We start from the raw sequence: 25011 nt of genomic DNA, 5'->3' as shown, positions 1-25011 counted from the left end.
TTTGGACGTTCGGCACTATAGCGCTATGGACGACTCTATAGCCCCCGAGGACGGGCGTTGCTCCGGGAATTATCACGCCAGTACAGCACACGACGAATACGCCATATGATCGACTCGAGCACCGCTACGTGGGACGAACAAATCGCAGGACAACACTCGCGAGAATGTCGAACACGCCGAACGTGATTGCAAGTAGTCCAAGTAACTCGGGTCCGATTCCGACGCCAACCGGCGTCAGTGACTCGAGGAGGCCGATTCCACCCACTGCAGCCAGCCCGATACCGGCTTGTGTCCCAGCCATGCTCGAGCTATATAGGAGAACGATTATTCCACATCCGAAAACAAGCGTTGAGAGGACTGAAAACGAAAGAATTGCCGTTCCGACGACGAACAGTACCCCGCCGCAGATAACGCCAATACCCGATTTTCCGAGCCTACTGACACCATCTGACGACGCATCGGCCATACTGGGCGTTGCTGCTCCGGTGAGAAAAACGGTTCGTCTTTGCGCACGGACTGCGGTATATAGAACTATATAGCCACTATATCGATCTGTTCTCCGACTGCGGCGATCTCCGGCACCGGGTCACCGAAACGCCCATCTGCTCACCGCGACCATGGGAGTGCTGCACGAGCAATCCTGTAATCACGCAATTTGATCTTCGTACTCCTCTGCCGAAAGCAGGTCCTCGAGGTCGCCATCGGGCTCAATCTCGAGCATCCAGCCCTCGCCGAAGGGGTCTTCGTTGACCAGTTCAGGCGCCGAAAACAGGTCTTCGTTGACGGCGACGACGTCGCCGCTGACCGGCGCGTAGAGATCGGAGACGGCCTTGATGGACTCGACAACGCCGAACTCCTCGTTTTGGGTGACGCTGTCGCCTTCATCCGGGAGTTCAACGAAAACCACGTCGCCGAGTTCGTCCTGTGCGAAGTCGCTGATCCCGACGCGGACGATGCCGTCGGTTTCGTGTGCCCACTCGTGCGATTCAAGATACTGTCGATCGTCTGGAATGTCAAAGCTCATTATTGGGTCTCGATGAACGGTGTTGGTTCAACTCTTGCCTTTTTCGACTGGCCGCGGACAACGACTTGGAGGGTCGTTCCCGGCTCTGCGTACTCAACCGGCACGTATCCGAAGCCAATCGCCTGCTCGAGCGTCGGGCTCATCGTCCCGCTGGTGACGGTGCCAATGACCCGGCTCTCCATGTTCGTAATGTCGTAGCCGTGGCGCGGAACGCCGCGGTCGATCAACTGAAAGCCCACGAGTTGCTCCTCGAGGCCGTCCTCACGGGCGCGCTCGAGGGCATCGCGGCCAACGAACTCCGTCTCGAGGTCGACGGTGAAGCCGATACCGGCCTCGTAGGGCGTTCTTGGATCCGATTCGTGATCGAAGTCCTGTCCAGCGAGTATGAGGCCAGCTTCGATGCGCAAGGTATCGCGTGCGCCGAGTCCGCAGGGCTGGCAGTCAAACTGCGACCAGATTGACTCGGCTTCGCTTTCGGGGACAATCAGTTCGAACCCGTCCTCGCCGGTGTAGCCCGTACGAGCGACCCAGCAGTCGACGCCATCGATAGCTGCGTCCATCGCCTCGAACCGCGAGAGATCCGTGACCGGATCGTCGGTGACATCACCGACCAGTTCGGCGGCGTTCGGTCCCTGGACCGCGAACATCGCGTACTCGTCAGTGCGGTTATCGACGGTTGCCTCGAGGTCCCACTCGTTGCGGTAGTCGATCCAGCGCTGATGGGTCGCCTCGTCAGTACCAGCGTTTGGCACGAACAGATACGTTGGCTCTCCCTCACGGTCGTCGCCGTCGTGTTCGGTGACAGTATTCGAGTCGCCTGTCTCGACGGGCGATCCATCTTCTTCGTTCGGGAGTCGGTAGATGACGGTATCGTCGATGATGATGCCGTTCTCATCGGTGATCGCAGCGTACTGGGAGTCGCCGACCGCGAGTTCGCTCACGTCGTTCGTCGTGAGCCGTTGCATCAACGCCGTTGCATCGGGCCCGGTGACGTGAATCTGACCCATATGCGAGACATCGAAGATGCCGGCGTCTTCGCGAACGGCTGCGTGTTCCGTTCGGATCGAATCGAACTCGACGGGCATATCCCAGCCGCCAAACTCCGTAAACTTCGCTCCACGCTCGTCGTGGATCCCACGTAACGGCGGCGTCTGAAGCGGCATAGTCGGGTGGACACTCCCGGGATAGTAATGTCTTTTCGTCACCGACCGCCGTACTCGCCGACTTGTCACTCGAGTGGTATTACAAAAAGAACCGCCCCGGTCTCAGCGTCCGCGCTCTTCGATCTCGAATGCGTACGTGGCGCTGCCGTTGCTCGCGTGTACTCGGAGCCCGAGATGTTCGTCTCCCTCGAGGTCGAGGGTGAGGTCACCGTTTGCGTCCACTGACTCCTCATAGGACTGCTGATCCGGCACGCTGCCGTCCGTGTTGAGGTACAGCGTCACATCTGCACCGCCGGAACTCTCGAGTGAAATCGTCGCGCCACAGGGTGAGTCGGTGCGGAGCGCGTAGGTGTATCTGTCACTGTCGCCCTGCCAGCCCCCCTCGAGTTCGCCATCGGCACTCGCACCGTCGGTTTGGTCCCCACAGTTGGGCGTTTCGTCGTCGTCGCCATCACCACCTGTTTCGTCGTCGTCGCCATCACCACCTGTTTCGTCGATGATTTCCTCAGGTGAGAGTTCGTCTCCCTCGAGTTCGACCCACATCACATCGGGTTGCTCGAGATCAATCGAGTGGATTGGGCCGGTGACGGTGAACGCGTCACCGTGGCCCCCGCCAGTAATCCCGCCCGCTCGAACGGGATCGCTATCGTCGTCGATGAAATCCTCGCTCGTGTAGGTGCCACCTTCGATGCTCCCGCCGGATGGACTCTCGTAGGGTGCCTCAGTGAATTCTACGGGACCGTCTGCCGTGAATTCGTAGCCTGCGTTACTGGCATCTGTCTCCGTAATGAATGCCAGAAGTCGCTCTGTTGGTTCGTCGCTCGAATCATCATCGTCGTCACTGCCGCCAGTTTCCTCGATGATTTCCTCGGGCGTCATCTCCTCGCCGTCGAGTTCGACCCACATCACATCCGATTGCTCGAGGTCGATATCAGTGACTGCACCATCAACGTCGAAGGCATCGCCGTGGCCACCGCCCGTGATCCCACCTGCATGGACAGTGTCGCCGTCTTCGTCGATGAAGTCCTCACTGGTGTAGGTGCCACCCTCGATGTTTCCGCCGGACGGACTCTCATAGGGTGCGTCGGCAAATTCGACTGCGCCTTCGGCGGTAAATTCATAGGCCGCGCTGTTTGCCTCTGGTTCGGTGATGAACGCCAGAAGTCGACCCGCTACGTCATCTTGCTCATCCTGATCGTCTTGCTCATCGTCGTCGCCTTCGTTCTCTTCATCTTCGTTATCGCCGTCGGTTCCATCCGAGGGCGTCTCTCCGGTATATCCCTCGGGAACGGTCGTCACTGCCTCTCCCGCGTCGACGCGACCATGGCCCTGTGCATTCGAGGAGAGGCCAACGTCGACAGCTGTCGACTGCAGGTGTGCGCGCAGTTCAGCACCCGTGAGGTCAGGATAGGCCGATAGCACCAATCCGGCGACGCCGGCGACGACCGGCGCTGACATCGACGTACCCGACATTCTGGTGTAGTTGTCCCAGGGAACCGCCGAGATGACTTGCGAACCAGGTGCAGCGAGGTCGATTGCGGGTCCGTAGTTCGAAAACGAAGCGAGCGAATCGTTGCTGTTCAGCGCAGAAACCGCGACAACCTCGTCATACGCCGCCGGGTACATCGCGCCATACGCACTCGAGTTTCCTGCTGCGCCAACGAGCAAGACATCGTTGTCAGCCGCATACTGACAGGCCGCCGCAAGTGTTCGGAAGCCACTCGAGGAACCAAGCGAGAGGTTGATTATGTCAGCACCAGCGTCGACCGACCACTGGATCGCATCGGCGATATCAGAGAGCGACCCTTGCCCGTTTTGATCGAGGGCTCGAGCGGAGAGCATCGAACAGTTGCTGATTCCAGCGTGGCCGGTGCCGTTATCCGTTCCGGCCGCGGCGATGCCACCGACGTGGGTGCCGTGTTGTTCGTTCCCAGAGACTGGGTATGGGTCGCTGCCACGGCCAACGAAAACGTTGCCGTGGTCAGAGACGCTGTCGTCCATGTTGTCGGCCAGCACCGGGTGGTCGTACTGAATGCCCTGATCGACAATCGAGATAACGACGTCGTCGCTCCCATACGTCGTCTCCCACGCTTGTTCGCAGTTGACCTGCTGTGGTGCGTGTTGCTGGCCATAGTAGGGATCGTTCGGCTGACTGAGCGCCTCGAGTGTGGCGTTCTCTTCAGCGTACTCAATCTGGTCGATATCCTCGAGTGTGTCGATAATCGTTTCACGTGCCGATTCGGGTGTGGATTCGGGAAGCGAGATGACGGCGTAGTGAATCGTTTCGTTCGTGTGTTCAATCCAGGCGTCGCCAGGAATTTCGGGGCCGACTTCGGCTTCGATATCCGAGACAGATGAAGAGACACCAATGAGTAGTTCGTCTTCTTTGGGGCCGGGATCGCGACCGTCGTCGTCTGCGCTGACGAGTCCAGTCGAGGCGAGTAAGCCAACCATCGAGGCCGATCCTGCACCCGTCAGAAACGAGCGGCGGTTGTATTCAGTGTCGTCGTGAGCCTCCCCATCGTGGGGATCGTTCTGTGCCATGAGACGACAGTCATCAGATCCTGAATGTAGTAAACGTTTATCGAACTCGAGTTCATTTATTCGAAATAATATTCGAACTAGATCTCTAGTACCAGAAATAAATTAGTAATAAAGCGTGACTCTGTAAACGCCAGTGACTATACAGGGAGGATTTCGCGATACAACCCGACAACAGTTTCCGCGACGTATGCGACGTGCTCGCAGTCCACTTTGGCGGGGGAAAGCCAACTCATGGGGCCGGCGAATACGCTTCAGACCGTCGATTTCGGCCATCTGATCTGGCGCGCGACACACCACTCGAGTGCGACAGACAACAGGCGTTCCGTCACATCTATTTCCCGGCCCCGGCAACCTGCTGGCATGCTTGATCAGGTTCGCGCCCGTCTCGGCCTCGAGGCTGGGACGCAGTCGGCGCCATCAGTGGGCCTCTTCGTCGACGGGCCAAACGTTCTTCGAGACGAGTTCGACGTCGATCTCGATGACCTCCGAACGGTAGCCCAGGATCTCGGCCGCGTCGGCGTTATCCGACTCTATCTCGACGAACACGCCACGCCGGGACTCATTCAGGCCGCTGAAGCCCGCGGTTTCGAAGTGATCGTCACTAGTGGCGATGTCGACGTCAAACTCGCCGTCGACGCAACTGCACTGGGCAGCGCCGGCACCATTGACCGCCTCGCAATCGTCTCGAGAGATACGGACTTCAAACCAGTTCTCGAGCATGCCGGAACCACGGGTATCGAGACGATCGCGATTGCACCAGGGTCGTACGGCCGCTCCGATGCGCTCCGAAACGCGGCGGACAAGGCGGTCACAATCGACGAGTAACGATTACCGTACACGAACTACAGACTCGTTCCTCCGCTCGCGTGAACCGACTCGAGTCTTTAAGCCGACACCTCTCGTTCGACACGGTATGGACATGGTATCACACCACAGTCGAGAGACTGCCTACGACTGGGTCGACCAGGGTGGGAACGGGCCGACGCTGTGTTGTATTCATGGCAGTGGCGGTCGCCACGACGTCTGGTCGTCCCAATACCACCTGACTGATCGGTATCCACTGGCCGCCGTCGATCTAAGTGGCCATGGCGATTCCGACGATATCGACGCATCAGCGGGGTATTCGACGCTCTCGGCGTACGCCGATGACACGCTTGCCGTTGTCAACGATACCGATGCCGACGTGCTCGTCGGCTCCTCACTCGGTGGTGCAGTCGCAGTACACGTTTTGCTCGAGCGCTCGTATACTCCCGATGCGGTCGTCCTGACGGGAGCCGGCGCACGACTCGGCGTCCTCGAGGATTTGCTTGCGTGGCTTGCGACCGACTTCGAACGAGCCGTCGAGTTTCTCCACGGCGAGGACCGGTTCTTCCACCAGCCAGCGCCGGAGCGACAGGCAGCCTCAAAAGATCGATTTTACGACTGCGGGCAGGCTGTGACGAACCGCGACTTTCGAACCTGCCACACCTTCGACGTTCGTGACCAACTCGAGGCGATCGAGGTCCCAGTACTTGCCGTCTGTGGTGAGTACGATCAACTGACGCCACCCTGGTACCACGAGTTTCTGGCCGACGAAATTCCGGCCGGCGAGTACGCCGAACTCGAGGATGCAGCCCATCTCGTGATGGTCGAGCAACCGACTGCGTTTAATGACACCGTCGCCGACTTTCTCGAGCGAGTGTGCTGACCACCGGCAACCGGTCTCTCACTCGACTGTCGTCCCTGGCTCCTCGCCCTCGAGAAACGGCCCGACGTCTGCGAGGCCGAAAATCGACGCCGGTGCCTCGAGTTCGAGGAGTGTCTGGACTTTTGCAGCCATGCCGCCAGTCACGTCGGTCGACTCGCTTTCGCCGAGGACGGACGCAACGTCGTCGAATGCTGTGATCTGCTCGATTACGGTATCGTCGTCGTCCAACACACCGGGAACGGTTGAGCAGAGCCCAACGCGGTCTGCCTCGAGTGCTGTCGCCAGTTCGGTGACGAGTTCGTCGCCACTGATAACGGTAACGCCCGCACCTGCATGAGCGACGAGGTCGCCATGAAGGACAGGGACGAACCCCTCCTCGAGCAGCGTTTCGACCTGGCCAGTTGGCAGCGTCAGGTCGCCGTCGGCGTCGCGGTGAGCCGTCGAGAATGGATGGACCGGGACCGCGGGCACATCGTGGTCGGCCAGTCGGGTGAGGACGAAGCGGTTGAGCGTCGTCATCGCGCCGTGGATGTCAAAGACTGCATCCGGGTCGTGACTCCCGTCGGTCGTCGTCACGCCGTGTTCGCTTGCGTTGTGGTGACCGAAACTCCCCCCGCCGTGGACAATCACGAGGTCTTCGTCGCGTGCAGCGCCCGCGCGGGCGTCGGCGATTGCCGCGGCGGCCCGGTTCAAGGCGTTGCCGTCGAGCGTTTCGGGCCGGTCTTTGTCCGTAATCGCGCTGCCGCCGAGTTTCAGGACGATCATTCGAGTCGCTTCACCCCTGTTTCGGCGAGTTCGGCGCGGAACGCGTCCTCACAGCCGGGTGTAAAGGACAAGGCAGTTTCAGTTTCGGGCGTCGGATCGAGCGCGACGATACAGCCGCCACCGCCTGCCCCGGTTAGTTTCGCGCCGTGGGCGTTCGCGTCCCGGGCCGCCCAGACCATCGAATCGAGCGATCTCGAGGAGACACCAAGCGCCGACAGGAGGCCGTGATTGAAGTTCATCAACCGCCCGAGTTCCTCGAGGTCGCCTGCAGCGAGTGCGTCTTCGCCGTTGCGGACGATGTCGCCGATGGTTTCGACGGTGTCGGCCGCGAAGTCGTACTCCTCGCGCAGGTCGCGAACGCCCGCGACCAGTTCGCCGGTGTCGCCCGCGCCGCCGTCGAACCCAATGACGAGTGGGAGGTCGGGAGCATCGATTGCCCGACAGTCGTCACCCTCGACACGAACCGCGCCGCCGGTCGCCGAACAGAACGTATCCGCACGGGAGGCCTGTCCCTCCTGTACGGCGTGTTCGGTTCGGTAGGCTCGCTCTGCGATTTCGTCGGTCTCGAGTGTCACACCAAGTTCTCGCGTCGCCGCGTCGATGGCGGAGACGACGACTGCCGCCGACGAGCCAAGGCCCGCGCCGAGTGGAATGTCACTCTCGATCGTCACGTCGAAGCCAATCTCGTCCTCGCCGGTCACGTCGCGGACCTGCTCGATCGCGCCGTCGACGTACTGGGTCGCTGCCATCAACAGCGATTCCGGCGCGTCGACATGGGGGTGTTCACCGGTCGTGCCCCCGTATTCTACCGTGAAGCCGTCCAGACTCAGATCATCGGCGTGAACGCGCAGTTTGCTGTCAGTTCGTTGCTCGGCGGTGACCCGCGCCCGTACCTCGATTGCACACGGGACCGCAGGCTCGCCGTAGACCACCGCGTGCTCCCCGAACAGATAGACCTTCCCGGGAGCGCTCGAGACTGCCATACCCGGGCGTTCGGCCGACGACGGTTAATAGCTATCTTCTCGGACGTGTGGCTTGTCCACACGCCCCGAATCAAACCAATATTCGAGGGTGTTATCCCTGGGTGGTTCTGAGCGACGGTATGAATAGACGAACGTATCTCGGAGTACTCGCAGGAACCGCGGTCGCCGGCACGGCTGGCTGTCTCGGCGACGACGATGAGCCAACAGACAACGGAGACGATTCGAACGACACGACTGAGAACGGGAGCGACGGCAGCGACGCCGAAACGGACTCCGTTGGCGAGTGGGTCGACGACCATATCGAGTTCGGCCTCCCGCCGTTTCAGGACGCCGAAGACCTCGAAGAACAGTACGCCGGCACCTTCGAGTGGCTCGCAGACGGCTTCGACGGCGTTGATGCGGTCGAAGGCGTCCCGACGACGAGTTACGCGAGCGTGGTCGAAAGCGTCGTCAACGGGCACACCGAACTGGCGAATCTCTCGCCGTTCATTTTCGTCCTCGCACAGGAAGACGATATCCACCCGCTCGCGATCAACTGGTCTCACGGCTCTGACTCGTATCACACCTACATCGCCACGCGAGAAGACACCGGCATTGAACACATCGACGACCTCGAGGGCACAACAATCGCAATGGTCGATCCGATGTCCGCAAGCGGCGGGATGTTCCCACGCCACCGCCTAAACGAAGCCGGCCTGCACGCGGGCGACCTCGAGACCGAACCCGAAGACTTCGATATTCAATGGGCCGGCAGCCACGACGCCGCTCTGCGCGTCTTAGAAGAAGGCCACGTCGACGCTGCAGCCTACGGCGACTTCGAGCACCCAGATGACGACGACATCATCAAAATCGCCGAAAGCGATCCGATTCCGTTCGACGTGATCGTCGCCAAACCGGACACACCCGAGGATGTCCAAGACGAACTCGCCGAGCGACTGGTTGACACCCCTGAAGACGCACTCGAGGATCACCGCGTCGACGAGTACGGTGAGTTCGATCCGGACCTGTACGATCACGTCCGCGACATCGCCGAGGAGATGGGCCTCGACATCGAAACGCTCGACGAGGCCGAGGACGAAGACGACTAATACGCACGCACACAGCCACACGTATAGCAATGCTCACCGCAACCGGCCTCACGAAACGCTACGGCGACCACGAGGCGGTCGCCGACATTTCGTTCGAGCTCGAGCCCGGCGAGTTAGCGATTCTCATCGGCCGCTCCGGGGCCGGCAAAACGACGCTACTTCGCTGTCTCAATGGCCTCGAGGAGCCCGATTCCGGACGCGTGAGACTCAGCGGTGAGCAGATCAACCCAACTGACGCTGCACTTGTTTTTCAGGAAGGTGCCCTTCTCGACACCAAAACCGCACTCTCGAACGTCCTCGATGGCGGACTCGGGCGCGAACCAGCCTGGCGAGAACTCCTTGGCTGGCACGACCTCGCAGAAAAACGCGGCGCACTCGAGCGCCTCCATGCGGTCGATCTGGCCGGCTACGCGGACCGTCGCGTTGGCGACCTCTCGGGCGGCGAACGCCAACGCGTTGGCATCGCTCGCGCGCTCCAGCAGGAACCCCGTGTGTTGCTCGCAGACGAACCCGTCGCCTCGCTCGACCCCGAAACTGCGCGTGCCGTCCTCGAGCGCCTCGAGACAGTTGTCCGCGAGCAGAATCTGATTGGCTTGGTGAGTTTGCACCAGCCCCAACTCGCTGACGGACTCGCTGATCACTATCTCGGCCTCGCAGACGGGCGACTGACACTCGATGCGACGGCAGATGAGGTCGATCCCGAGCGTCTCGAGGGGGTGTACGAGTACGATGTCACGGCATGAGCAACGAGCGAACGGCGAGCCTGGTGTCGACGAGGAGTTCGACCGAATTCAAAGCCGCTGGCGACGACGCATGCTCGGTCACGTCGCTGCCGTCGTGGGCCTGCTTGCACTCGTCGTCGCAACCGCCCGCTGGCTTGGGTTCGATCTGGCCTATCTCTGGGCACACCGCAACAACCTCCGAGATGTCTTACTCGAGGAGATGCTCGCACCGAGTGAGCTGTGGCCTCAGCTGCAGGGTGACGCCTCGACGCTTATCCCGGCGACGCTCGAAACGCTCGCTATCGCTGGCGTCGGCACCGCGCTCGGCTTGCCCCTCGCGTTCTGTCTCGGGATTCTCGGTGCGAGTAACGTCACGCCGAAACTCGTCAACGAACCCGTTCGGCTCTTGCTCGGCGGCGTGCGAGCCGTCCCGAGCATGGTCTATGCACTCTTGTTCGTCATCCTGGCCGGGATTGGCCCCGTTGCCGGCGCACTCGCCATCGCCATGGGGACCATTGGCGACCTCGGCCGCCTCTTTGCCGACGAGATGGAAGAGATCGACAGCCGGCCAGTCGAGGCCGTCGCCTCGAGCGGTGCCGGCTTGCTTGCGACAACCTCCGCCGCCCGAATACCGCAGGTTGCAACCGCCTACGTCGCCTGGACGCTCTTTTATCTTGAGCTCAACGCACGCAAGAGTTCGGTACTCGGTATCGTCGGGGCTGGCGGTATCGGTTACCCGCTGATCATGGCCTTCAACGCGCGCAACTACACGCGAGTGATGGCGGCTATCGTCGCAATTCTCGTGCTCGTAGTGGGTGTCGAGTTCGTCGCGAACCGACTGCGGGATTTACTCGATGCAGAGCGCCGGACATCACACTAGCCCACGACAGAATCTCGAGACGCTGGACCGCTCGAGCGGACCCGTGTAGTCGGATTTAAGCCACCGTCGTCCAAACCCCGAGCCATGTCGCTCGTCCTGCCGAACGAACTCGTCGTCGACCACTTTCTCCCGACAGTGCGGGCGATGCTCGCGACGCGTCTGTCTGACCGCGGGCTGACCCAACAGGAAATTGCAGACGAACTCGGTGTCACACAGGCCGCCGTCAGCAAGTACGTCAGCGGCGAGAGCGGCGGCGACGACCGCTTTCGCGACCACCCAGAAACCGTGGCCACCGTCGACCGTATCGCCGACGGCCTTGCCGGCGGCGAGATGGACAGCTACGACGCACTCGCCGAACTCCTCTCGCTTATCCGCTCGCTCGAGGACCGCGGCCCGATCTGTGAACTCCACGAAGAAGAGATGCCCGAACTCCGCGGACTCGGCTGTGATCTGTGCGTTCGCGGACTTGATCCAGACGTTCGGGCCGAACGCGATGTCCTTGCGACTGTCCGCACTGCTGCCCGAACACTCGCCTCGATTCCGGGGATGGCCGCCTACATCCCGAATGTCGGCACGAACGTCGGCATGGCCCTGCCCGACGCCCACGACGAAACCGATGTGGCCGCTATCCCCGGGCGCATCTACGCGATGAGTGGTCGAATCGAAATACCTGCCAATCCAGAATTCGGCGCATCAAAACACGTCGCCACGGCCGTCCTCGCAGCCAACACAGTCGATCCCAACATTCGAGGCGCACTTAACGTCGCAACCGACGACGACCTCCTCGAGGCCGCCCGCGAGGCCGGACTCGAGCCACTCGAGTTCGATGCAGACTACGAGGACCGACGAGCGCATCTCCTCGAGCGATTTCGCGATCACGGTCACGTTCCGCGAGTGGCCTACCACCGCGGCGCGTTCGGCATTGAACCCACCACGTTCATCTTCGGCGCGACAGCCCGCGAAGCAGTTGACCGACTCGAGACACTGCTGGCTAGCGACGCTGAGTAACGAACGTGTGGTGAAAACGACACTCGAGTCGGAATCTGTTGGGACCAGTCTAAAGCAGTCCAAGCAGGAGACGCACTGGGATACCGATCGCAAACAGCGCAATCAACGCTGCCGTTGCGAGCAAGACCGGCGTCGGCATGTGCTCTTCTTCGAACTCGAACAGTAAATCGACCATACCCCGGATTCGGATGGCCAACAGGTAACTCCTTCGCTCGGCGGAGACGGTTCACTCGCTGGTACAGTGGACACTACTCGAGTTGAGAAACAGCGAAAATGAACGCTCAAATCGAATCGAAACGCCGGTCTTAGACCATACTCTCGAAGTCCTCGAGCGAGTACGACGGCTCGGCACCGCGGCGGTCGAGGACTTCGTTTGCGAGCAACCAGTAGACGACCGAAAGGGCCTTGCGACCCTTGTTGTTCGTTGGGACAACGAGGTCGACGTTGCTGACTTGGTTGTTCGAGTCACACATTGCGATAACTGGGATCCCAACGGTGATCGCCTCTTTGACGGCCTGGGCGTCACCAATCGGGTCAGTGACGACGACGACATCGGGCTCGATGTAGCCGGCGTACTTGGGGTTGGTCAGCGTTCCGGGGATGAAGCGGCCGGTGCGGGCGCGTGCGCCCACGGCTTCGGCGAACTTCTCTGCCGGGAAGCGGCCGTACTGACGCGAGGACGTGACCAGGATCTGTTCCGGGTCATAGTTCTCGAGGAAGTCCGCGGCCGTTCGGATGCGGCCGTCGGTCTTCGAGACGTCGAGCACGTAGAGACCGTCGGTTCGGACGCGGTGGATGAACCGCTCCATGTCGCTGGTCTTTTGCTGGGTACCGATGTGGACACCGGCACCGAGGTAGTCCTCGACGGGGATGAGCAGGTCGGCTTCCTCGTCGGACATTACGTCGTCGTCGAGGGTTGGACCGGCGTCTTCGTCCGTCGCTGGTTCTTCCTCGGCCTCGTCGGCCGCGGTGGGCTGTTCGTCTGCTGGCTCGACATCCTCGTCGGGTTCGGCGGCGGGGCCAGCCCCTTCGGCTGGCTCCTCGTCGATTTCCTCCTCGGCGGCGTCGAGCCCTTCTTGGGTTGCGTTGTCGTCTGTCATGTCGCGTCGTCTGCGATTCTGATGAGCTCGTTGAGCTTTGCGGTTCGCTCGCCGCCGACAGCACCAGTCTTGATGAAGGGTGCATCGGTCGCCACGGCGAGGTGTGCGATGGTCGTGTCTTCGGTCTCACCCGAGCGGTGGGAGATGACCGACTCGTAACCATTCTCGGTTGCGAGTTCAATCGCGTCGAAGGCGTCAGTCAGCGTGCCGATCTGGTTTGGCTTGATCAGGATGCTGTTTGCTGCACCCTGGTCGATGCCGTCCGTGAGTCGCTCGGTGTTCGTCACGAACAGGTCGTCACCACAGATCAGCGTCCGGTCACCGACGCGGTCGGTGAGTTCAGCAAAGGCCTCGTAGTCGTTCTCGTCGAGTGGGTCCTCGACGTATGCGAGGTTGTACTCGGTGACGAGTCCGGCGATGTAGTCGATCTGTTCGTCGGTATCGCGGCTGATGCCTTCCGACTCGTACTCGTAGGTTTCTGAGTCTGCGTCGTACATCTCCGCAGCTGCGACGTCCAGTCCGAACTCGATCTGGAAGCCAACCTCATCTTCGACCAGCGAGACTGCTTCCTCGACGACCTCGAACGCCGCTTCGTCGTCGATCGACGGGGCCCATGCACCCTCGTCACCCTTGCCCGATGGAACATCTCGCTCCTCGAGCAAATCGGCGACGGCGGCGTGGACGGCGGCGTTTGCGAAGACGGCGTCTTCGACGCTTGGTGCGCCAATCGGTGCGGCGAGGAACTCCTGAATGTCCGTCGCGTCGGCGGCGTGTTCGCCACCGCCAACGACGTTCCCAAGTGGAACTGGGAAGTTCTCACCACGGAAGGCACCACCGAGGTGCTGAAACAGCGGTGCGCCGAGGACATCGGCGCCGGCTTTTGCGGCGGCCATCGAAATGGCAACCGCGCTGTTCGCACCAATCTTCGAGAAGTCGTCGGTGCCGTCCGCAGCGTGCAAGAGCGAGTCGACCTCGCGCTGGTTGCCTGCGTAGGCTTCTCCGACAAGTCGAGGAACGGCGTGTTCTCGAGCGGCAGCGATTGCCTCGCCTGGTGGTTTCTCGATGGCTTCGTACTCGCCGGTGCTGGCACCGCTTGGTGCGGCACCACGGCCAAAGCCACCGCTTTCGGTGACGACGTCTGCTTCGACTGTTGGATTCCCGCGGGAATCGAGGATACGTCGCAGTCGAATGTCTGTGATGAGCGTCATTGGTTTGTCCCCCGATTGACGGTAAACGGCAAGACGCCGGCATCGTACTCTTCGGCGGCGATCAGGATCGGTTGGGATTGCTCCGTCTCGATCAGGACCGGCGCGCCGTAGGAGACCTGCAGCGCCCGTGCGCCGAGGATGCGTGCTTTCTCGTAGCGGTTGTGGTGTTGCTGTTGCATAGGTGTCGCTACTGATACGGTGAGACGACGTCGACGAGGTCAGTGTGACTGACGAGCATGCGCCGACAGCAAAAGCGGTCGACGCCAAGCTCGTCAAGTACTTCCTGCGGGTCCTCGTCGCCCTTGTTCGCTCGTTCGTCGAACTCTTCCCAGTGTTCGCCGACGACGTTGCCACAGGTGAAACACCGAACCGGTACCATCATTGTTGAATCACCTTAGCGGTAGGACTTCTGGTAGCGCGCCCGAGCGCCTGGGCCGCCCCATTTCTTTGGTTCGGACTGGCGAACGTCGTTAACCAGCAGCGAGCGATCGAACTCCATGTACGCATCGCGAAGTTCTGCATCGTTCGTATGCTGGACGATTCCACGTGCGATGGCCGTTCGGACAGCGTCTGCCTGTCCGCTGATACCGCCACCTTCGACACGGACATCGATGTCCATCTCGTCGCGCAGTTCGTCACCCGCGATACGGAACGGCTCGAGCATCTTGAGCCGTGCCATCTCGGGGTCGACCAGTTCGACTGGTTGCGAGTTAACTCGCACACGACCCTCGCCCTCGCTGACGGTAGCGCGGGCAACGGCCGTCTTTTTCTTTCCACTCGTGTTTGTTACCATGTGACGTTAGCACCGAGTTGGTCGGACACTTCGCCCAGCTGGACGAAGCGGATGTTCGAAAGTCGATCCAGCGACGTTCCCTCGAGGACCTCTGCGTCCTGTTCACCCTCGTATGGGTTGCCGACGTAGACGCGGACGCTCTCGAATGCCTCGCGACCGCGTGGCTTCTTGTAAGGGAGCATCCCGCGAACAGCACGCTTGAAGATCGTATCCGGTCGCTTTGGATAGTACGGTCCGCGGTCGGAGCCGAGTTGGATTCGCGTGCGATAGGTGTCGAAGATGTCTTCCTTATCGCCGGTGATGATCGCATCTTCAGCGTTAACGATCGCGATCGTTTCCCCATCGAGGGCGCGCTGGGCGACCTCGCTGGCGACACGACCGAGAATGCAGTCACGAGCGTCGACGACGATGTCGGCGTCGAACTCGGATGCGTTGACACTCATGCAATCACCCGGATCTCTGTGCCATCAGGATTTTCTTCGAGCAGTTGCTCGAGCGGTACTGACTCACCAACCTGTTCGATCTTCGTCTCGGCCGACGACGAGAAGTCGACGGCAGCGACGGTGACCGATTTCTGTAGTGCGCCCGAACCCAGCACCTTGCCGGGAACGACGACTGTCTCTTCTTCGCGTGCGTATCGCTCGATGCGGCCCAGGTTAACCTCAGCGTGGGAACGCCGGGGCTTCTCGAGTCGATCAGCAACATCTCGCCAGACGTCGGCGTCCGAACTGCGGGACGTCGACTTCAGCTCGGCGATGAGATCGTTGAGCCTCGGATTAGTCTTGGTACTCATTGATTTCCTCCAAATAGTATCGATGTGGATGTCGATGAACGCGCCGAGTACGGACTCGACGCTGAAACGGATTTGATTTCGGTTCCGCAGAAGTGGAAGTGATGCAGGGAGCAGGATTTGAACTGCTGGGAGACGGCATAACCGCCCCGACTCCCGTCGCCCAAACCTGCACGGTGCATTTTCACGGCTCGTCGTGCAGACGAACCGGAAAAGTGCAGGGAGCAGGATTTGAACCTGCGGACTCCTACGAGACAGCGCCCTGAACGCTGCGCCGTTGGCCTGACTTGGCTATCCCTGCGTGCACTTCCGTCTACCCGTCGCCCCTTCAAACCCCTTTCGATTCCAGTCCCTACACGCGAGTGTGTCGTTGCGGTCCCGTTGCTCACGGTGGCCGCAGTGGACAGACTCGAGGTGGGTGCTGGAGTTGGGGTGGGGCGTCGGGTCATGTATTATAGCTGTACTGCCTCTTCGAGTTCGCGTGCGCGCGTCTCGATTGAGTCGGCGGCTCGCGTGACGAGTTCGTCGACTGTCGTGGAGCCGTCGGTTTCGACGTGGAAGACGAATGCGTTCGGGACGTCTTCGACCGTTACCTGTTTGCCGGGGTAACGATTCGAGAGGTCGTGATTGAATTCGCTCGTCGAGACGAGTTCGCCGTCGTCTTCGATGACGCCGCGAACGATCTGACTCTCTTGGGCTTCGAACTCCGGCAGGTCGTCCCCGACCGTCACACGCTGGAGGTGGCTGTATCCGACTGCGACACCACCCTGGTGTTTGGCGTGCGATTTTCCGTGGTCGAGTACGGCGTCGGCTTCGGCCTCGAGTCGCTGCCCGTCTTTGAGGTTGATAATCGGCACGTTCTGCTCGGCGGGCTGGACGAGGTCGTCGCTGGACTCGAGGTCGCCCGAGTAGGCCGTGTTCGGGCCTTCGACGTCGATCGAAAGCGTGATCGTGGCGTCGTCACCGAACTCACCCTCGGGGGGTGTCGTCAGTGGGACGAGCCCCAGGCGAAGTGCAAGTTGCTCGTCGAACATAACCGACGAGTTCTCGACGAAACGGACTTCATCGATCGACATCGTCGGCACGTCTGCGACCATCGCACGGCGGATGCCGTTGGCGAAGGCGGGTGTGACGCCTCGGACGAGGAAGCGTGCCTCACGATCCCCGCGTTCGACGAACTCGACGTCGTACTCTGCACTCATGGTCTAGTAGCCGCCCTTGCCTTTGGGTGCGCGCGATCCGTCGTGTGGGATCGGCGTGACGTCTTCGATGCGCCCGATTTCGATACCGGAGCGTGCAAGCGCACGAATCGTCGCCTGAGCGCCGGGACCGGGGGATTTCTGCAGGTTTCCACCGGGGCCACGGACGTGCACATGCAGGCCCGTAATGCCGGCTGCTTTGACCTCCTCTGCGATGGACTCAGCCATCTGCATCGCCGCGTATGGCGATGCTTCGTCGCGGTTCTGCTTGACCGCCGTCCCACCGGAGGACTTGGCGATCGTTTCCGCGCCCGTGAGATCCGTCACGGTCATGATGGTGTTGTTGAACGATGCGTGCACGTGGGCAATTCCCCACTTGTCGTCGTCCTGGCTCATGGTTTATTGTCCCTCCGCTCGTTCTGGGTGAAGTTCGTCCGCAAGCGGGCTCGTCTCGTCGAACGCGACGAGATCTTCCTCATCAATGTCGACGACGTAGGATGGCACCTGGTGGCGCTGGCCGTCGACAACGACGTGCCCGTGAATAATGAACTGTCGAGCCTGCTGGGGCGTGTTTGCGAGGCCCTTGCGGTAGACAACCGTCTGGAGTCGGCGCTCGAGAACGTCTTCGATCTCGAGCGAGAGGATGTCACCGAGTTCGTCTGCTTCGTCGAGGATGCCAACGCGCTTGAGTCGACCGAGGAACTCCTCGGAGCGCCGTTGGACAGTCTCGTCGCCCTGTGGCTGGCCGAGCAGGTCTCGAGCCTCGCGCCGGTAGGAGCGAAGTTCGGACTGGGCTCGCCAGAGTTCTTCTTTGTTGGAGAGGCCGTAGCGGTCGAGCAGCGAGTGCTCGGAGGCGATTCGCTCACCCTGGTATGGGTGATTTGGCGTCTCGTAGTTCTTGGTGTCCGTTCCGAGTGGCATTATTCGTCACCCTCGTCGCCGGCAGCTTCTTCTGCCTGCTCTTCACGGATCTCTTCGACGTTGACTCCGATGGTGCCCTCCGTACGACCGGTGGACTTGGTTCGCTGGCCACGGACCTTCTGGCCGCGCTTGTGGCGAACGCCTCGGTAGGAGTCGATCATCTTCATCCGGTTGATGTCGTGCTGACGAGTCAGCTGCAGATCGTTCCCGATCTCGTGGGTTGTTTCGCCGGTGTAGAAGTCGTTCTGGCGGTTGTTGAGCCAGTTCGGAACTTCGTCGGCGTAGTTCTCTACCAGGGTCACGACCTCATCAATGACGTCGTCGTCGAGTCGACCGAACGTTGCCGTTCGATCAACACCCGCTTCCTGTGCGATGAGTCGGGCGGTCCGGTGACCGATGCCGTTCATCTCCGAAAGCGAGCGCTCGACCGACTTCGTCCCGTCGAGGTCGGTTTGACCGATACGGACGAAGTACTGAAGGTCTTCGTCGTCTTCTTGCTCTTGAGGTTCTTCCGCGCTCATATGTTGGGTATGTGTGTCTGGTCTGCGTGCGTTGCAAACGACTGACGGAAAGCGTCAGTCCAACTGACGAACACCCATCGAACACCTACTCATCGGTGAGTAGTGTGGTGGATCGTTTGTCAGTAGTGTATCCGACGTCGTGGCGGGGATTCGAACCCCGGAGGCTTGACGCCACATGGTTAGCAACCATGCGCCTTGGGCCGCTTGGCTACCACGACACCGTGTGCTTGTATCATCGCCCTCTCGGACTCGAGGATCACTCCTCTACACGTATCGCACCCAAATCTACCGCCGACGGGTACTTAAGCGCAACGAAAGGTCCCGACACCGATGATGCGAACCATGTGGTCAAGAGGCACACTTCTCTCGTTTACTTCACCTCGAGTAAAATATCGACTCAGCAGCTGTTCGACGGCCGTCACGGCTAGCGATTACCTGAACAAATTCCTCGAAGTAGTAACTTATTACTACTGACCTACAAGTGGTGGTAACTAGTGTCACGAAACACGCTCCTCCTTCGATTGCTCGCTGCGGTCGGTGCAATCACCGCAATTGCGCTGGCTGCCGCGACCCTTGAGTCCCCGATCGAAAGTGGCGGAAACGGTGGTATTGGTGACGGTGACGGTGGTGCACCAATCGAGCCAGAGCCGATGGACCAGTCTGATCCGGGCGTTACCGATATTCCGGTCGTCCTCGAGTATCTACTGTACGCGCTTGCAATCGTCCTTGCACTCGCGTTCGTCTGGTATTTGCTTGCCCACCGTCGCGATGCAGTCCGATTGATTGCTGCCGCATTAGCTCTCTGTCTCGTCATATTTGGACTCGTCTACGTGTTCACACAAGGCGGTGGAATGGATGTTGAGCCGCCAGCCCCACCCGAGCAGCCAAACGAAACCGGTGGCGGCGGTGATGGTGGTAGCGGCGACGGAGACGGCAGTTCGTTCTCTATGGGGCCGTTACTATTCGTCCTCGGTATCATTACCGCAATCTTCGTCGGTGGCCTGTTCGCTACTCGAGGAACGGATGACACCGACGAAGTCGAACCGGCCCAGGCAGAACCGGAACCAGCCGGACACACCGACGCCGCGGCGGTCGCAAGCGCGGCTGGCCGTGCTGCAGACCGGATCGACACCGCCGATGGCGACGACGTCGACAACGAAATCTATCGCGCTTGGCAGGAGATGACCGAGTCACTCGAGGTCAGTCGCCCCGAATCGAGCACACCGCGAGAGTTCGCACGCGCTGCAATCGATGCCGGTCTCGAGCGCGAACACGTCGATGAACTCACGCGCCTGTTCGAAGATGTCCGTTACGGCGACGCCGAGACGACACCCGCGATGGAAGAACGCGCCCTCGAAGTGCTTCGACACATCGAAGAGACGTACGCCGAAGACGCCGCCGACGAAACCGCGGCGTCCGGGGGTGACCAGCCATGAACTATCGACAGCTTGCGCTTCTTGGTGGCCTTCTTTTGCTGGCCGGTGCAATCGGCGTTGCCGTTGGGGCGATCACGCTATCGCTCCACGACGGGCTCATCATCCTCGTCGGGCTGGTCGCACTCGCCGTTGGTCTCAAATCGCTCCTGGGACGGCGTGGCGCTCGAGTGAGCACTACCCCACCAGAACCGGAGCGACGGGCTGGCGTCCCCGCACCTGGTGAGACCATCTCGGATGCGATCGGTGAATTTCGCTCGATGACCTCGGAGTACAGCGTCGGGAGCCGGCGAATCGCCAGTGGGCTTCGTATCGCCGCCACAGGAGTCCTTACCCGCTTTGAAGGCCACTCTCGAGAAGCCGCCGAGGCCAAACTCGACGATGGGACGTGGACGGACGATGCAGCAGCCGGCCAGTTCCTCGCCCCCGAACGCCATCACGACCGGTCGCTTCGAGACTGGCTGCCGAAGCGACTGCGCCGACAGGAGTCGTCGTTTCAGTCCGCCGTTCGTCACACCTCCGCAGCGATTGCAAACGTCGGCTACAACAGCGAGCCACTCGAGGGAGACGGCGACGGGAGTAACGACGATGCGTCGCCAGACTCGCTTCCGATCTACCGTGGCCGACGAATCGACACGCAGACAGCCTCGAGAACGTCGACAGCCACTATTGATGGGGTCGAACTCCGCGAGCAGCGCTCGACGGAGTATTGGACCGGCATTGGCGTTGTGGCCCTGTTTGCCGTCGGAATCGGTGCTGTCGCCGAAGCGCCCGCCGTTGCACTCGCTGGCGTCATCGGCGTTGGCTACGCCGGCTTCGCACACGCGTTCGAACCACCCGAACTGGAGATAGACATCGAGCGAGCGCTGAGCGTCACCGATCCCGAACCCGGCGAGGAAGTCGACATCACTGTCACGCTCACCAATGAGAGCGGTCGGTTCATCCCTGACCTGCGATTTATCGACGGTGTCCCACCCGGACTTGCCGTCACACAGGGCTCGAGTCGGCTTGGAACAGCACTTCGCCCACAGGAATCCGTGACGCTCGAGTATACGGTCCTCGTCCAGCGTGGAACGCACACGTTCGATCCGGCGCTGGCGATCGTTCGCGACCTCTCGCGCTCGCGCGAGCGCGAGTACCTCGTTGAAAGCGAGACAGCAATCGTCTGTGAGCCAGTGTTGCGTCCGGTTGGGACCTCGGTCCCGCTGCGCTCGACTGCCGCCTCGTTTTCGGGGCGGCTCATGACCAGCGACGGCGGCTCCGGGACGACGTTCCACTCGGTTCGTGAGTACCGGCCGAACGACCCGCTCTCGAGAATCGACTGGAATCGCCACGCAAAGACGGGCGAACTCGCCACGCTCGAGTTCCACGAGGAACGCGCGGCCCGCGTTGTGGTGCTCGTCGATGCACGGAAAACCTCGTTCCTCGCGCCTGATCCCGACGCGACCCACGCCGTTGATCGCTCCGTCGGAGCGGCTAGCCGAATCGCCGCGTCGCTGCTTGCAGAAGGCGATACTGTCGGCCTCGCCGCACTCGGCCCTGTGAGCCGAACTGGCGACCGTGACGCTGACGCAGATCCCTGCTGGCTCGCTCCGGCGTCGGGGCGCGACCACGAGGTCCGCTTACAGGACTTGCTCGCGACGCATCCGCAGTTCGACGCTACCCGGCCCGAATCGGAGAGTCGCTGGCTCCCACAGCTCCGGACCCTGCGTCGACGCCTCTCGGCGGAAACGCAGATTATCTTCCTCTCGCCGCTGTGTGACACCGGCTCGGTTACCATTGCCCGCCAACTCGAGTCGCGGGGTCATCCTGTCACCGTCGTTAGTCCGGATCCAACAACCGAGGAGACAGCGAGTCAGCAACTCGCTGCGGTTGCTCGGCGTGTCCGACGATTCGACCTGCAGCGAATCGGCATTCCAGTCATCGACTGGCCCGACGACGAGTCAATTGATGAAGTCTTTGCACGACATGCAGGTGGTCGTCGATGAGCGACGCACAGGCGGTTAGCACGTCAGAACAGACCTCACCTGAGACGACCGAACCCTCCGATACCGGCATGCCCGAAACTGAGACATCCACTGCGTCGGCGACCGATACCGACGAGACGGCGACAGACGGACGCATCACGCTGACGCACAAACCGGCGCTGCTCTCGAGTGGTGTCTCCATTGTCGCCGCCCTCGTCGCGACCGTCGCAGCCGGGCTTGGCTCAATGACAGGGCTCGCATTCGCTGCAGTGGGGGCACTCGCTCTCGGTATCGGTCTCGCTCTCGGCAACCGAACCGCTGTCGACGCCGGCGCAGTTGCCATCTTCTTCGGCGTCGTCGCAGCCGGCCTCGAGGCAGTGGTCGTCACGCCGACAGTCCTCGGGACGATTGCGGTTGTCCTCGCCTGGGACCTCGCACACGCAGCGATCGATATCGGCGAGCAACTGGGCCGTGAGACGCCAACCCGCCGGCTCGAGGCGGTGGCTATTGTCTCGAGTATGCTGGTCGGATTGTTCGCGGGCACGCTCGGCTATGCCGTGTTTATCGCCGGTGCTGGCGGCCAGCCGGTTGCGATGGTCGTGCTGTTGTTGCTGGCGGCCGCACTAATCACGATTGGACTTGGGAAGCGGCGCTCGGGTTCGGGCTCGGGTCACTCCCGACATACGGAGCGATCACGGCGGTACTAACAGACGGACGCGGGATTCACACCGAGATCATGCGCCCGCAAACTCTTCGATATACTTGTCGTTGACCTCCCACTCTCCAGCGTCGTTTTTGACCATGTACTCGCCGTAGTAGGGGACCCGACTCGAGACAACTGCACGAAAGGCCTCGCGAATCTCGGGTTTCGTCATCTCGCCCATCGGTTTGAGGTCGTCGTTGCGATTCAGACAGCCCTTCAAGTACCCTTTGTGCGTCACGCGCACGCGATGGCAGTTCGCACAGAAGGTTGGATTCTCGACGGGGTCGACGATTTCGACCATGCCGCGGCCCTCACCGTCGTCGTGTTCGATCCAGTAGCGTTTTCGGTTGTGCATCTCGCGGTACTCGATCTCTGTGGCCTGTTTAGCAAGCCAGCCGTGAACACGCTCGATGTCGATATTCCACTCCGGCTTGCCGGTGAGTTCCGGCATGTACTCGATGAGCTGGAGTTGGAGTCCCTCGTTTTCAGCGACGTGGTTGACCATTTCTGGGACGTAGCCCGCTGTGTGCTCGAAGACGACCATGTTGAGTTTGACGGGGTCCAGCCCTGCGTTCAGGGCTGCGTCGACACCCTCGAGAACTTTGTCATAGGCACCGCTTTTCGTGACCGCAGCGAAATCCTCGGGATCGAGGGCGTCCTGCGAGACGTTGACCCGCTCGAGACCGGCGTCGACGAGATCCTCAGCGCGACCGGGCAGGAAGGTGCCGTTAGTCGTCAGTGAGACCTCCATTTGCTCGGGCGTGCGCTGGATAATCTCTTCGAGATCCTGGCGCAGCATTGGCTCGCCACCGGTGAACTTGACCGAATCCACGCCGAACTCGGCGGCGACCTCGAGAAACGTGACGACGTCGTCAGTGGACATCTCGTCGTCCTGTGGGTCCATCGGCCCGCGGGTATCACCCAATCCCTCGTTGTGACAGTAGACACAGTCAAAATTACACCGATCGGTAAGCGAAACGCGGACGCCGGTGACCTCGCGTCCGAACTCGTCGGTGAGCATGTCACGCAGTTGCAGGCGGATCCGCTTAAACTCGCCGGGTATTTCCACCCCTCCGTAACCGATTTTGGTTTCGAACTGGGGCGCTCAAGAGGGCTCGAGACCACCTCGAGTCCGGCACAAGACCTACGCCCGTTACGATCGAACGCCCGTGTATGGACGAGGACATGCTCGCGGATCAGCGCCGACTCGTCGACCTCATCGAGGACGAGGGCTGGGACGTTACCGACCTCGAGATTTCGGCCTATGACAGTCCGTGGTCCGACGAAGACGACCCCGAAGCGACGATCACGATCACGGCGCGAAAACCCTACGAGGGCGACGGGAACGAATCAGCGGACGGCGACGAGGACGAAGACGACGGGAATCCGTTCCGACTGAAGTGAGTACTGTCACTGTGAGGGCGTCGCCGCGCCGAGAAACTGGAACGGATCGCTCGCTTCCAGTTGGTCGGACACATCGCCCGCGAATACGGTCGACTGATCGGGCCCTAATCGAAGCACGCGAGCGTCAGCACCCGCCTCGAGATCGAGTTCCTCGAGTGAGACCCAGAACGCGTTGGGCATGAGCGCCGATTCGAAATAGTAAATCTCGTCGGTGTGATCCGCGACGGTTCGCCAGCGCGTCGAGGAGATGTGTGGCTCGTCAGGCGTACTGATGCCGTAGGGGACCGAGACGTTTCGAATCACGCTCAACACGCTCGCGGTCGCAGCGCGACGGTCATCGGTCTGTGGAATCGAATCGACGTAGAACCGCGCTCGAGCGAAGCGGTCAGCTGGGCGGTTCGTCCCTGGAAGCATGACTGTGCCGCCGATGTCGTCCCAGTATTCGACAAGCGCGCGTTGTTTGTCGAACGTTGGTGAGTTGGTCATCACCTGATACTCGCGGCTGTGGTGGATCACCAGTTCGCCGTCAACATACTCCATAATCGCGCTGTCGCCGGTCGCATCCGACAGCGAGAGATGCAGCGCAGCCAGTCGGTCTTCGCCCGGCACCTGCTCGGTGACGACAGCAAATTCCTCGCTCTCGACGTGGTCGACCGCCTCCGCGACGGTCGCGAAGTTATCGAGCATGTACTGCGCCCACAGCGAAATCGAAATGGCTGGCGTCTCACCGTCCCAATCCGGATATTCCGATTCGGGGAGCCACAGCAGATTGGCAACCAGTCCAGCGTCGTTCATCCCGTCCGTCGTCGCGATGTCGTACGCCGTCGCGACCACGCTGCCGTAGTCGGCCGTCCAGGTCAGCGACGCTGGCCCGACGTTGCCCTCGCGCTCGAGGCCGCGCGGAAGCGCCCAGATGTTGGTCCCGATATCTTCTTTCCAGTCCATCGACCGAGCGGTGAGGACGCGCCCGTCAGGCCCGAGATAGGTAAGACGCGTACACATCAGTCCGGACCCTCCTCGAGTGTGTGCGTGTGGCTGCGTTGTTCGCGCATCACCACTCACACCTCACCGATGGTGATAAACATTTCACAGGAACAGCTAGTAGACC

The 25011-nt window shown here is 61.1% G+C and carries 30 protein-coding genes and 2 tRNA genes; 10 read left to right on the top strand and 22 right to left on the bottom strand.

Features of this window, described 5'->3' with window-relative positions:
• Positions 1-124: 124 nt before the first annotated feature.
• From G6M89_RS10065 to G6M89_RS10050, 4 genes are all read right to left on the bottom strand, one after another.
• Positions 125-466, bottom strand: a complete 342-nt coding sequence (locus G6M89_RS10065) for a hypothetical protein (protein ID WP_165161657.1) — start codon at positions 464-466, stop codon at positions 125-127.
• A gap of 180 nt (positions 467-646) precedes the next feature.
• The gene (gcvH, locus tag G6M89_RS10060) at positions 647-1024 is read right to left on the bottom strand and encodes a glycine cleavage system protein GcvH (RefSeq protein ID WP_165161656.1); all 378 of its coding nucleotides are present in this window, start codon (positions 1022-1024) and stop codon (positions 647-649) included.
• The gene (gcvT, locus tag G6M89_RS10055; protein ID WP_165161655.1) at positions 1024-2187 is read right to left on the bottom strand and encodes a glycine cleavage system aminomethyltransferase GcvT; all 1164 of its coding nucleotides are present in this window, start codon (positions 2185-2187) and stop codon (positions 1024-1026) included. The genes gcvH and gcvT overlap by 1 nt, the downstream gene beginning before the upstream one ends.
• Positions 2188-2289: 102 nt before the next feature.
• Positions 2290-4731, bottom strand: a complete 2442-nt coding sequence (locus G6M89_RS10050) for a S8 family serine peptidase (RefSeq protein WP_165161654.1) — start codon at positions 4729-4731, stop codon at positions 2290-2292.
• 360 nt (positions 4732-5091) lie between these two features.
• Between G6M89_RS10050 and G6M89_RS10045 the strand changes: the two genes are divergently transcribed.
• Positions 5092-5556 (top strand): NYN domain-containing protein, encoded by a 465-nt coding sequence (locus tag G6M89_RS10045; protein WP_165161653.1) that lies wholly within the window; start codon positions 5092-5094, stop codon positions 5554-5556.
• Positions 5557-5644: 88 nt separating this feature from the next.
• Positions 5645-6418 (top strand): alpha/beta fold hydrolase, encoded by a 774-nt coding sequence (locus G6M89_RS10040; RefSeq protein WP_165161652.1) that lies wholly within the window; start codon positions 5645-5647, stop codon positions 6416-6418.
• A gap of 18 nt (positions 6419-6436) precedes the next feature.
• Here the strand turns inward: G6M89_RS10040 and G6M89_RS10035 are convergent, their stop codons facing one another.
• On the bottom strand, positions 6437-7183 hold the full coding sequence (locus G6M89_RS10035) for an isopentenyl phosphate kinase (RefSeq protein ID WP_165161651.1): 747 nt from the start codon (positions 7181-7183) through the stop codon (positions 6437-6439).
• A complete protein-coding gene (gene mvk, locus G6M89_RS10030) occupies positions 7180-8166 on the bottom strand; it encodes a mevalonate kinase (protein ID WP_165161650.1) in 987 nt (328 codons plus the stop codon). Before mvk ends, G6M89_RS10035 begins: the two co-directional genes overlap by 4 nt.
• A 119-nt stretch (positions 8167-8285) precedes the next feature.
• Here mvk and G6M89_RS10025 point away from each other — a divergent pair, with 119 nt between their 5' ends.
• From G6M89_RS10025 to G6M89_RS10010, 4 genes are all read left to right on the top strand, one after another.
• A complete protein-coding gene (locus G6M89_RS10025) occupies positions 8286-9254 on the top strand; it encodes a phosphate/phosphite/phosphonate ABC transporter substrate-binding protein (protein WP_165161649.1) in 969 nt (322 codons plus the stop codon).
• Positions 9255-9283: 29 nt separating this feature from the next.
• On the top strand, positions 9284-9997 hold the full coding sequence (locus G6M89_RS10020; protein ID WP_165161648.1) for a phosphonate ABC transporter ATP-binding protein: 714 nt from the start codon (positions 9284-9286) through the stop codon (positions 9995-9997).
• On the top strand, positions 9984-10856 hold the full coding sequence (gene phnE / locus G6M89_RS10015) for a phosphonate ABC transporter, permease protein PhnE (protein ID WP_165161647.1): 873 nt from the start codon (positions 9984-9986) through the stop codon (positions 10854-10856). The genes G6M89_RS10020 and phnE overlap by 14 nt, the downstream gene beginning before the upstream one ends.
• 84 nt (positions 10857-10940) lie before the next feature.
• Positions 10941-11864, top strand: a complete 924-nt coding sequence (locus tag G6M89_RS10010) for a thiamine-phosphate synthase family protein (RefSeq protein ID WP_165161646.1) — start codon at positions 10941-10943, stop codon at positions 11862-11864.
• Positions 11865-11913: 49 nt separating this feature from the next.
• Here G6M89_RS10010 and G6M89_RS22560 read toward each other — a convergent pair whose 3' ends face one another.
• The 14 genes from G6M89_RS22560 to G6M89_RS09945 all read right to left on the bottom strand — a co-directional run bounded on the left by G6M89_RS22560 (position 11914) and on the right by G6M89_RS09945 (position 18614).
• Entirely contained in the window at positions 11914-12039 is a 126-nt protein-coding gene (locus tag G6M89_RS22560; RefSeq protein WP_255488185.1) for a hypothetical protein, read from the bottom strand.
• 130 nt (positions 12040-12169) lie between these two features.
• A complete protein-coding gene (gene rpsB, locus G6M89_RS10005; RefSeq protein ID WP_165161645.1) occupies positions 12170-12964 on the bottom strand; it encodes a 30S ribosomal protein S2 in 795 nt (264 codons plus the stop codon).
• Positions 12961-14172 carry a phosphopyruvate hydratase gene (gene eno / locus G6M89_RS10000; RefSeq protein WP_165161644.1) on the bottom strand — a complete coding sequence of 404 codons (1212 nt, stop codon included), beginning with the start codon at positions 14170-14172 and terminating at the stop codon, positions 12961-12963. Before eno ends, rpsB begins: the two co-directional genes overlap by 4 nt.
• Positions 14169-14351, bottom strand: coding sequence for a DNA-directed RNA polymerase subunit K (locus G6M89_RS09995; RefSeq protein ID WP_165161643.1), 183 nt, complete (start codon positions 14349-14351; stop codon positions 14169-14171). The genes eno and G6M89_RS09995 overlap by 4 nt, the downstream gene beginning before the upstream one ends.
• 8 nt (positions 14352-14359) lie before the next feature.
• On the bottom strand, positions 14360-14554 hold the full coding sequence (locus tag G6M89_RS09990; RefSeq protein ID WP_165161642.1) for a DNA-directed RNA polymerase subunit N: 195 nt from the start codon (positions 14552-14554) through the stop codon (positions 14360-14362).
• A 12-nt stretch (positions 14555-14566) separates the two neighbouring features.
• A complete protein-coding gene (locus tag G6M89_RS09985) occupies positions 14567-14965 on the bottom strand; it encodes a 30S ribosomal protein S9 (RefSeq protein WP_165161641.1) in 399 nt (132 codons plus the stop codon).
• Positions 14959-15408 carry a 50S ribosomal protein L13 gene (locus G6M89_RS09980; protein ID WP_165161640.1) on the bottom strand — a complete coding sequence of 150 codons (450 nt, stop codon included), beginning with the start codon at positions 15406-15408 and terminating at the stop codon, positions 14959-14961. The genes G6M89_RS09985 and G6M89_RS09980 overlap by 7 nt, the downstream gene beginning before the upstream one ends.
• On the bottom strand, positions 15405-15758 hold the full coding sequence (locus tag G6M89_RS09975) for a 50S ribosomal protein L18e (protein ID WP_165161639.1): 354 nt from the start codon (positions 15756-15758) through the stop codon (positions 15405-15407). The genes G6M89_RS09980 and G6M89_RS09975 overlap by 4 nt, the downstream gene beginning before the upstream one ends.
• Positions 15759-15971: 213 nt before the next feature.
• Positions 15972-16056: transfer RNA gene (locus tag G6M89_RS09970), tRNA-Leu, on the bottom strand.
• A gap of 151 nt (positions 16057-16207) precedes the next feature.
• Positions 16208-16957 (bottom strand): DNA-directed RNA polymerase subunit D, encoded by a 750-nt coding sequence (locus G6M89_RS09965; protein ID WP_165161638.1) that lies wholly within the window; start codon positions 16955-16957, stop codon positions 16208-16210.
• Between the two features lie 3 nt (positions 16958-16960).
• Complete coding sequence (locus G6M89_RS09960) at positions 16961-17350, bottom strand: 30S ribosomal protein S11 (protein ID WP_165161637.1); 390 nt, start codon at positions 17348-17350, stop codon at positions 16961-16963.
• A gap of 3 nt (positions 17351-17353) precedes the next feature.
• Positions 17354-17875, bottom strand: a complete 522-nt coding sequence (locus G6M89_RS09955) for a 30S ribosomal protein S4 (RefSeq protein ID WP_165161636.1) — start codon at positions 17873-17875, stop codon at positions 17354-17356.
• Entirely contained in the window at positions 17875-18396 is a 522-nt protein-coding gene (locus G6M89_RS09950; RefSeq protein ID WP_165161635.1) for a 30S ribosomal protein S13, read from the bottom strand. Before G6M89_RS09950 ends, G6M89_RS09955 begins: the two co-directional genes overlap by 1 nt.
• Positions 18397-18531: 135 nt before the next feature.
• Positions 18532-18614, bottom strand: a tRNA-Ser gene (locus tag G6M89_RS09945).
• 276 nt (positions 18615-18890) lie between these two features.
• Here G6M89_RS09945 and G6M89_RS09940 point away from each other — a divergent pair.
• Genes G6M89_RS09940 through G6M89_RS09930 form a run of 3 tightly spaced genes read left to right on the top strand, consistent with a single transcriptional unit; the run spans position 18891 to position 22503 of the window.
• A complete protein-coding gene (locus G6M89_RS09940) occupies positions 18891-19832 on the top strand; it encodes a DUF4129 domain-containing protein (RefSeq protein ID WP_165161634.1) in 942 nt (313 codons plus the stop codon).
• Positions 19829-21817: a DUF58 domain-containing protein gene (locus tag G6M89_RS09935; protein WP_165161633.1), complete on the top strand. Its 1989-nt coding sequence runs from the start codon at positions 19829-19831 to the stop codon at positions 21815-21817. The genes G6M89_RS09940 and G6M89_RS09935 overlap by 4 nt, the downstream gene beginning before the upstream one ends.
• The gene (locus G6M89_RS09930; protein WP_241175289.1) at positions 21814-22503 is read left to right on the top strand and encodes a hypothetical protein; all 690 of its coding nucleotides are present in this window, start codon (positions 21814-21816) and stop codon (positions 22501-22503) included. Before G6M89_RS09935 ends, G6M89_RS09930 begins: the two co-directional genes overlap by 4 nt.
• A 27-nt stretch (positions 22504-22530) precedes the next feature.
• Here G6M89_RS09930 and moaA read toward each other — a convergent pair whose 3' ends face one another.
• On the bottom strand, positions 22531-23520 hold the full coding sequence (moaA, locus tag G6M89_RS09925; RefSeq protein WP_165161632.1) for a GTP 3',8-cyclase MoaA: 990 nt from the start codon (positions 23518-23520) through the stop codon (positions 22531-22533).
• 152 nt (positions 23521-23672) lie between these two features.
• Here moaA and G6M89_RS09920 point away from each other — a divergent pair, with 152 nt between their 5' ends.
• Positions 23673-23903, top strand: coding sequence for a hypothetical protein (locus G6M89_RS09920; protein ID WP_165161631.1), 231 nt, complete (start codon positions 23673-23675; stop codon positions 23901-23903).
• Positions 23904-23909: 6 nt separating this feature from the next.
• On the opposite strand, the gene G6M89_RS09915 is transcribed toward G6M89_RS09920, so the two are convergent.
• The gene (locus G6M89_RS09915) at positions 23910-24905 is read right to left on the bottom strand and encodes a linear amide C-N hydrolase (protein WP_165161630.1); all 996 of its coding nucleotides are present in this window, start codon (positions 24903-24905) and stop codon (positions 23910-23912) included.
• Positions 24906-25011 lie beyond the last annotated feature (106 nt).

Origin of the sequence: Natronolimnobius sp. AArcel1, from assembly GCF_011043775.1 — an archaeon.
Lineage (GTDB): Archaea > Halobacteriota > Halobacteria > Halobacteriales > Natrialbaceae > Natronolimnobius.
Note: the sequence above shows the minus strand (reverse complement) of the source record. Positions and strands in the feature narration are given on the sequence as shown.

Bases quoted from the DNA above. Each gene is read 5' to 3' on its own strand.
- G6M89_RS22560 (WP_255488185.1), bottom strand. From the start codon at position 12,039: ATGGTCGATTTACTGTTCGAGTTCGAAGAAGAGCACATGCCGACGCCG.
- G6M89_RS09935 (WP_165161633.1), top strand. From the start codon at position 19,829: ATGAACTATCGACAGCTTGCGCTTCTTGGTGGCCTTCTTTTGCTGGCC.
- G6M89_RS10010 (WP_165161646.1), top strand. From the start codon at position 10,941: ATGTCGCTCGTCCTGCCGAACGAACTCGTCGTCGACCACTTTCTCCCG.
- G6M89_RS10050 (WP_165161654.1), bottom strand. From the start codon at position 4,731: ATGGCACAGAACGATCCCCACGATGGGGAGGCTCACGACGACACTGAA.
- G6M89_RS09995 (WP_165161643.1), bottom strand. From the start codon at position 14,351: ATGCAACAGCAACACCACAACCGCTACGAGAAAGCACGCATCCTCGGC.
- gcvT (WP_165161655.1), bottom strand. From the start codon at position 2,187: ATGCCGCTTCAGACGCCGCCGTTACGTGGGATCCACGACGAGCGTGGA.
- G6M89_RS09980 (WP_165161640.1), bottom strand. From the start codon at position 15,408: ATGAGTGTCAACGCATCCGAGTTCGACGCCGACATCGTCGTCGACGCT.
- G6M89_RS10040 (WP_165161652.1), top strand. From the start codon at position 5,645: ATGGACATGGTATCACACCACAGTCGAGAGACTGCCTACGACTGGGTC.
- G6M89_RS09955 (WP_165161636.1), bottom strand. From the start codon at position 17,875: ATGCCACTCGGAACGGACACCAAGAACTACGAGACGCCAAATCACCCA.
- rpsB (WP_165161645.1), bottom strand. From the start codon at position 12,964: ATGACAGACGACAACGCAACCCAAGAAGGGCTCGACGCCGCCGAGGAG.
- G6M89_RS10035 (WP_165161651.1), bottom strand. From the start codon at position 7,183: ATGATCGTCCTGAAACTCGGCGGCAGCGCGATTACGGACAAAGACCGG.
- G6M89_RS10020 (WP_165161648.1), top strand. From the start codon at position 9,284: ATGCTCACCGCAACCGGCCTCACGAAACGCTACGGCGACCACGAGGCG.
- mvk (WP_165161650.1), bottom strand. From the start codon at position 8,166: ATGGCAGTCTCGAGCGCTCCCGGGAAGGTCTATCTGTTCGGGGAGCAC.
- moaA (WP_165161632.1), bottom strand. From the start codon at position 23,520: ATGCTCACCGACGAGTTCGGACGCGAGGTCACCGGCGTCCGCGTTTCG.
- G6M89_RS10025 (WP_165161649.1), top strand. From the start codon at position 8,286: ATGAATAGACGAACGTATCTCGGAGTACTCGCAGGAACCGCGGTCGCC.
- G6M89_RS09915 (WP_165161630.1), bottom strand. From the start codon at position 24,905: ATGTGTACGCGTCTTACCTATCTCGGGCCTGACGGGCGCGTCCTCACC.
- G6M89_RS09985 (WP_165161641.1), bottom strand. From the start codon at position 14,965: ATGGTAACAAACACGAGTGGAAAGAAAAAGACGGCCGTTGCCCGCGCT.
- G6M89_RS09920 (WP_165161631.1), top strand. From the start codon at position 23,673: ATGGACGAGGACATGCTCGCGGATCAGCGCCGACTCGTCGACCTCATC.
- G6M89_RS10045 (WP_165161653.1), top strand. From the start codon at position 5,092: ATGCTTGATCAGGTTCGCGCCCGTCTCGGCCTCGAGGCTGGGACGCAG.
- G6M89_RS10065 (WP_165161657.1), bottom strand. From the start codon at position 466: ATGGCCGATGCGTCGTCAGATGGTGTCAGTAGGCTCGGAAAATCGGGT.
- G6M89_RS09975 (WP_165161639.1), bottom strand. From the start codon at position 15,758: ATGAGTACCAAGACTAATCCGAGGCTCAACGATCTCATCGCCGAGCTG.
- eno (WP_165161644.1), bottom strand. From the start codon at position 14,172: ATGACGCTCATCACAGACATTCGACTGCGACGTATCCTCGATTCCCGC.
- gcvH (WP_165161656.1), bottom strand. From the start codon at position 1,024: ATGAGCTTTGACATTCCAGACGATCGACAGTATCTTGAATCGCACGAG.
- G6M89_RS09930 (WP_241175289.1), top strand. From the start codon at position 21,814: ATGAGCGACGCACAGGCGGTTAGCACGTCAGAACAGACCTCACCTGAG.
- G6M89_RS09990 (WP_165161642.1), bottom strand. From the start codon at position 14,554: ATGATGGTACCGGTTCGGTGTTTCACCTGTGGCAACGTCGTCGGCGAA.
- G6M89_RS09960 (WP_165161637.1), bottom strand. From the start codon at position 17,350: ATGAGCCAGGACGACGACAAGTGGGGAATTGCCCACGTGCACGCATCG.
- G6M89_RS09965 (WP_165161638.1), bottom strand. From the start codon at position 16,957: ATGAGTGCAGAGTACGACGTCGAGTTCGTCGAACGCGGGGATCGTGAG.
- phnE (WP_165161647.1), top strand. From the start codon at position 9,984: ATGTCACGGCATGAGCAACGAGCGAACGGCGAGCCTGGTGTCGACGAG.
- G6M89_RS09950 (WP_165161635.1), bottom strand. From the start codon at position 18,396: ATGAGCGCGGAAGAACCTCAAGAGCAAGAAGACGACGAAGACCTTCAG.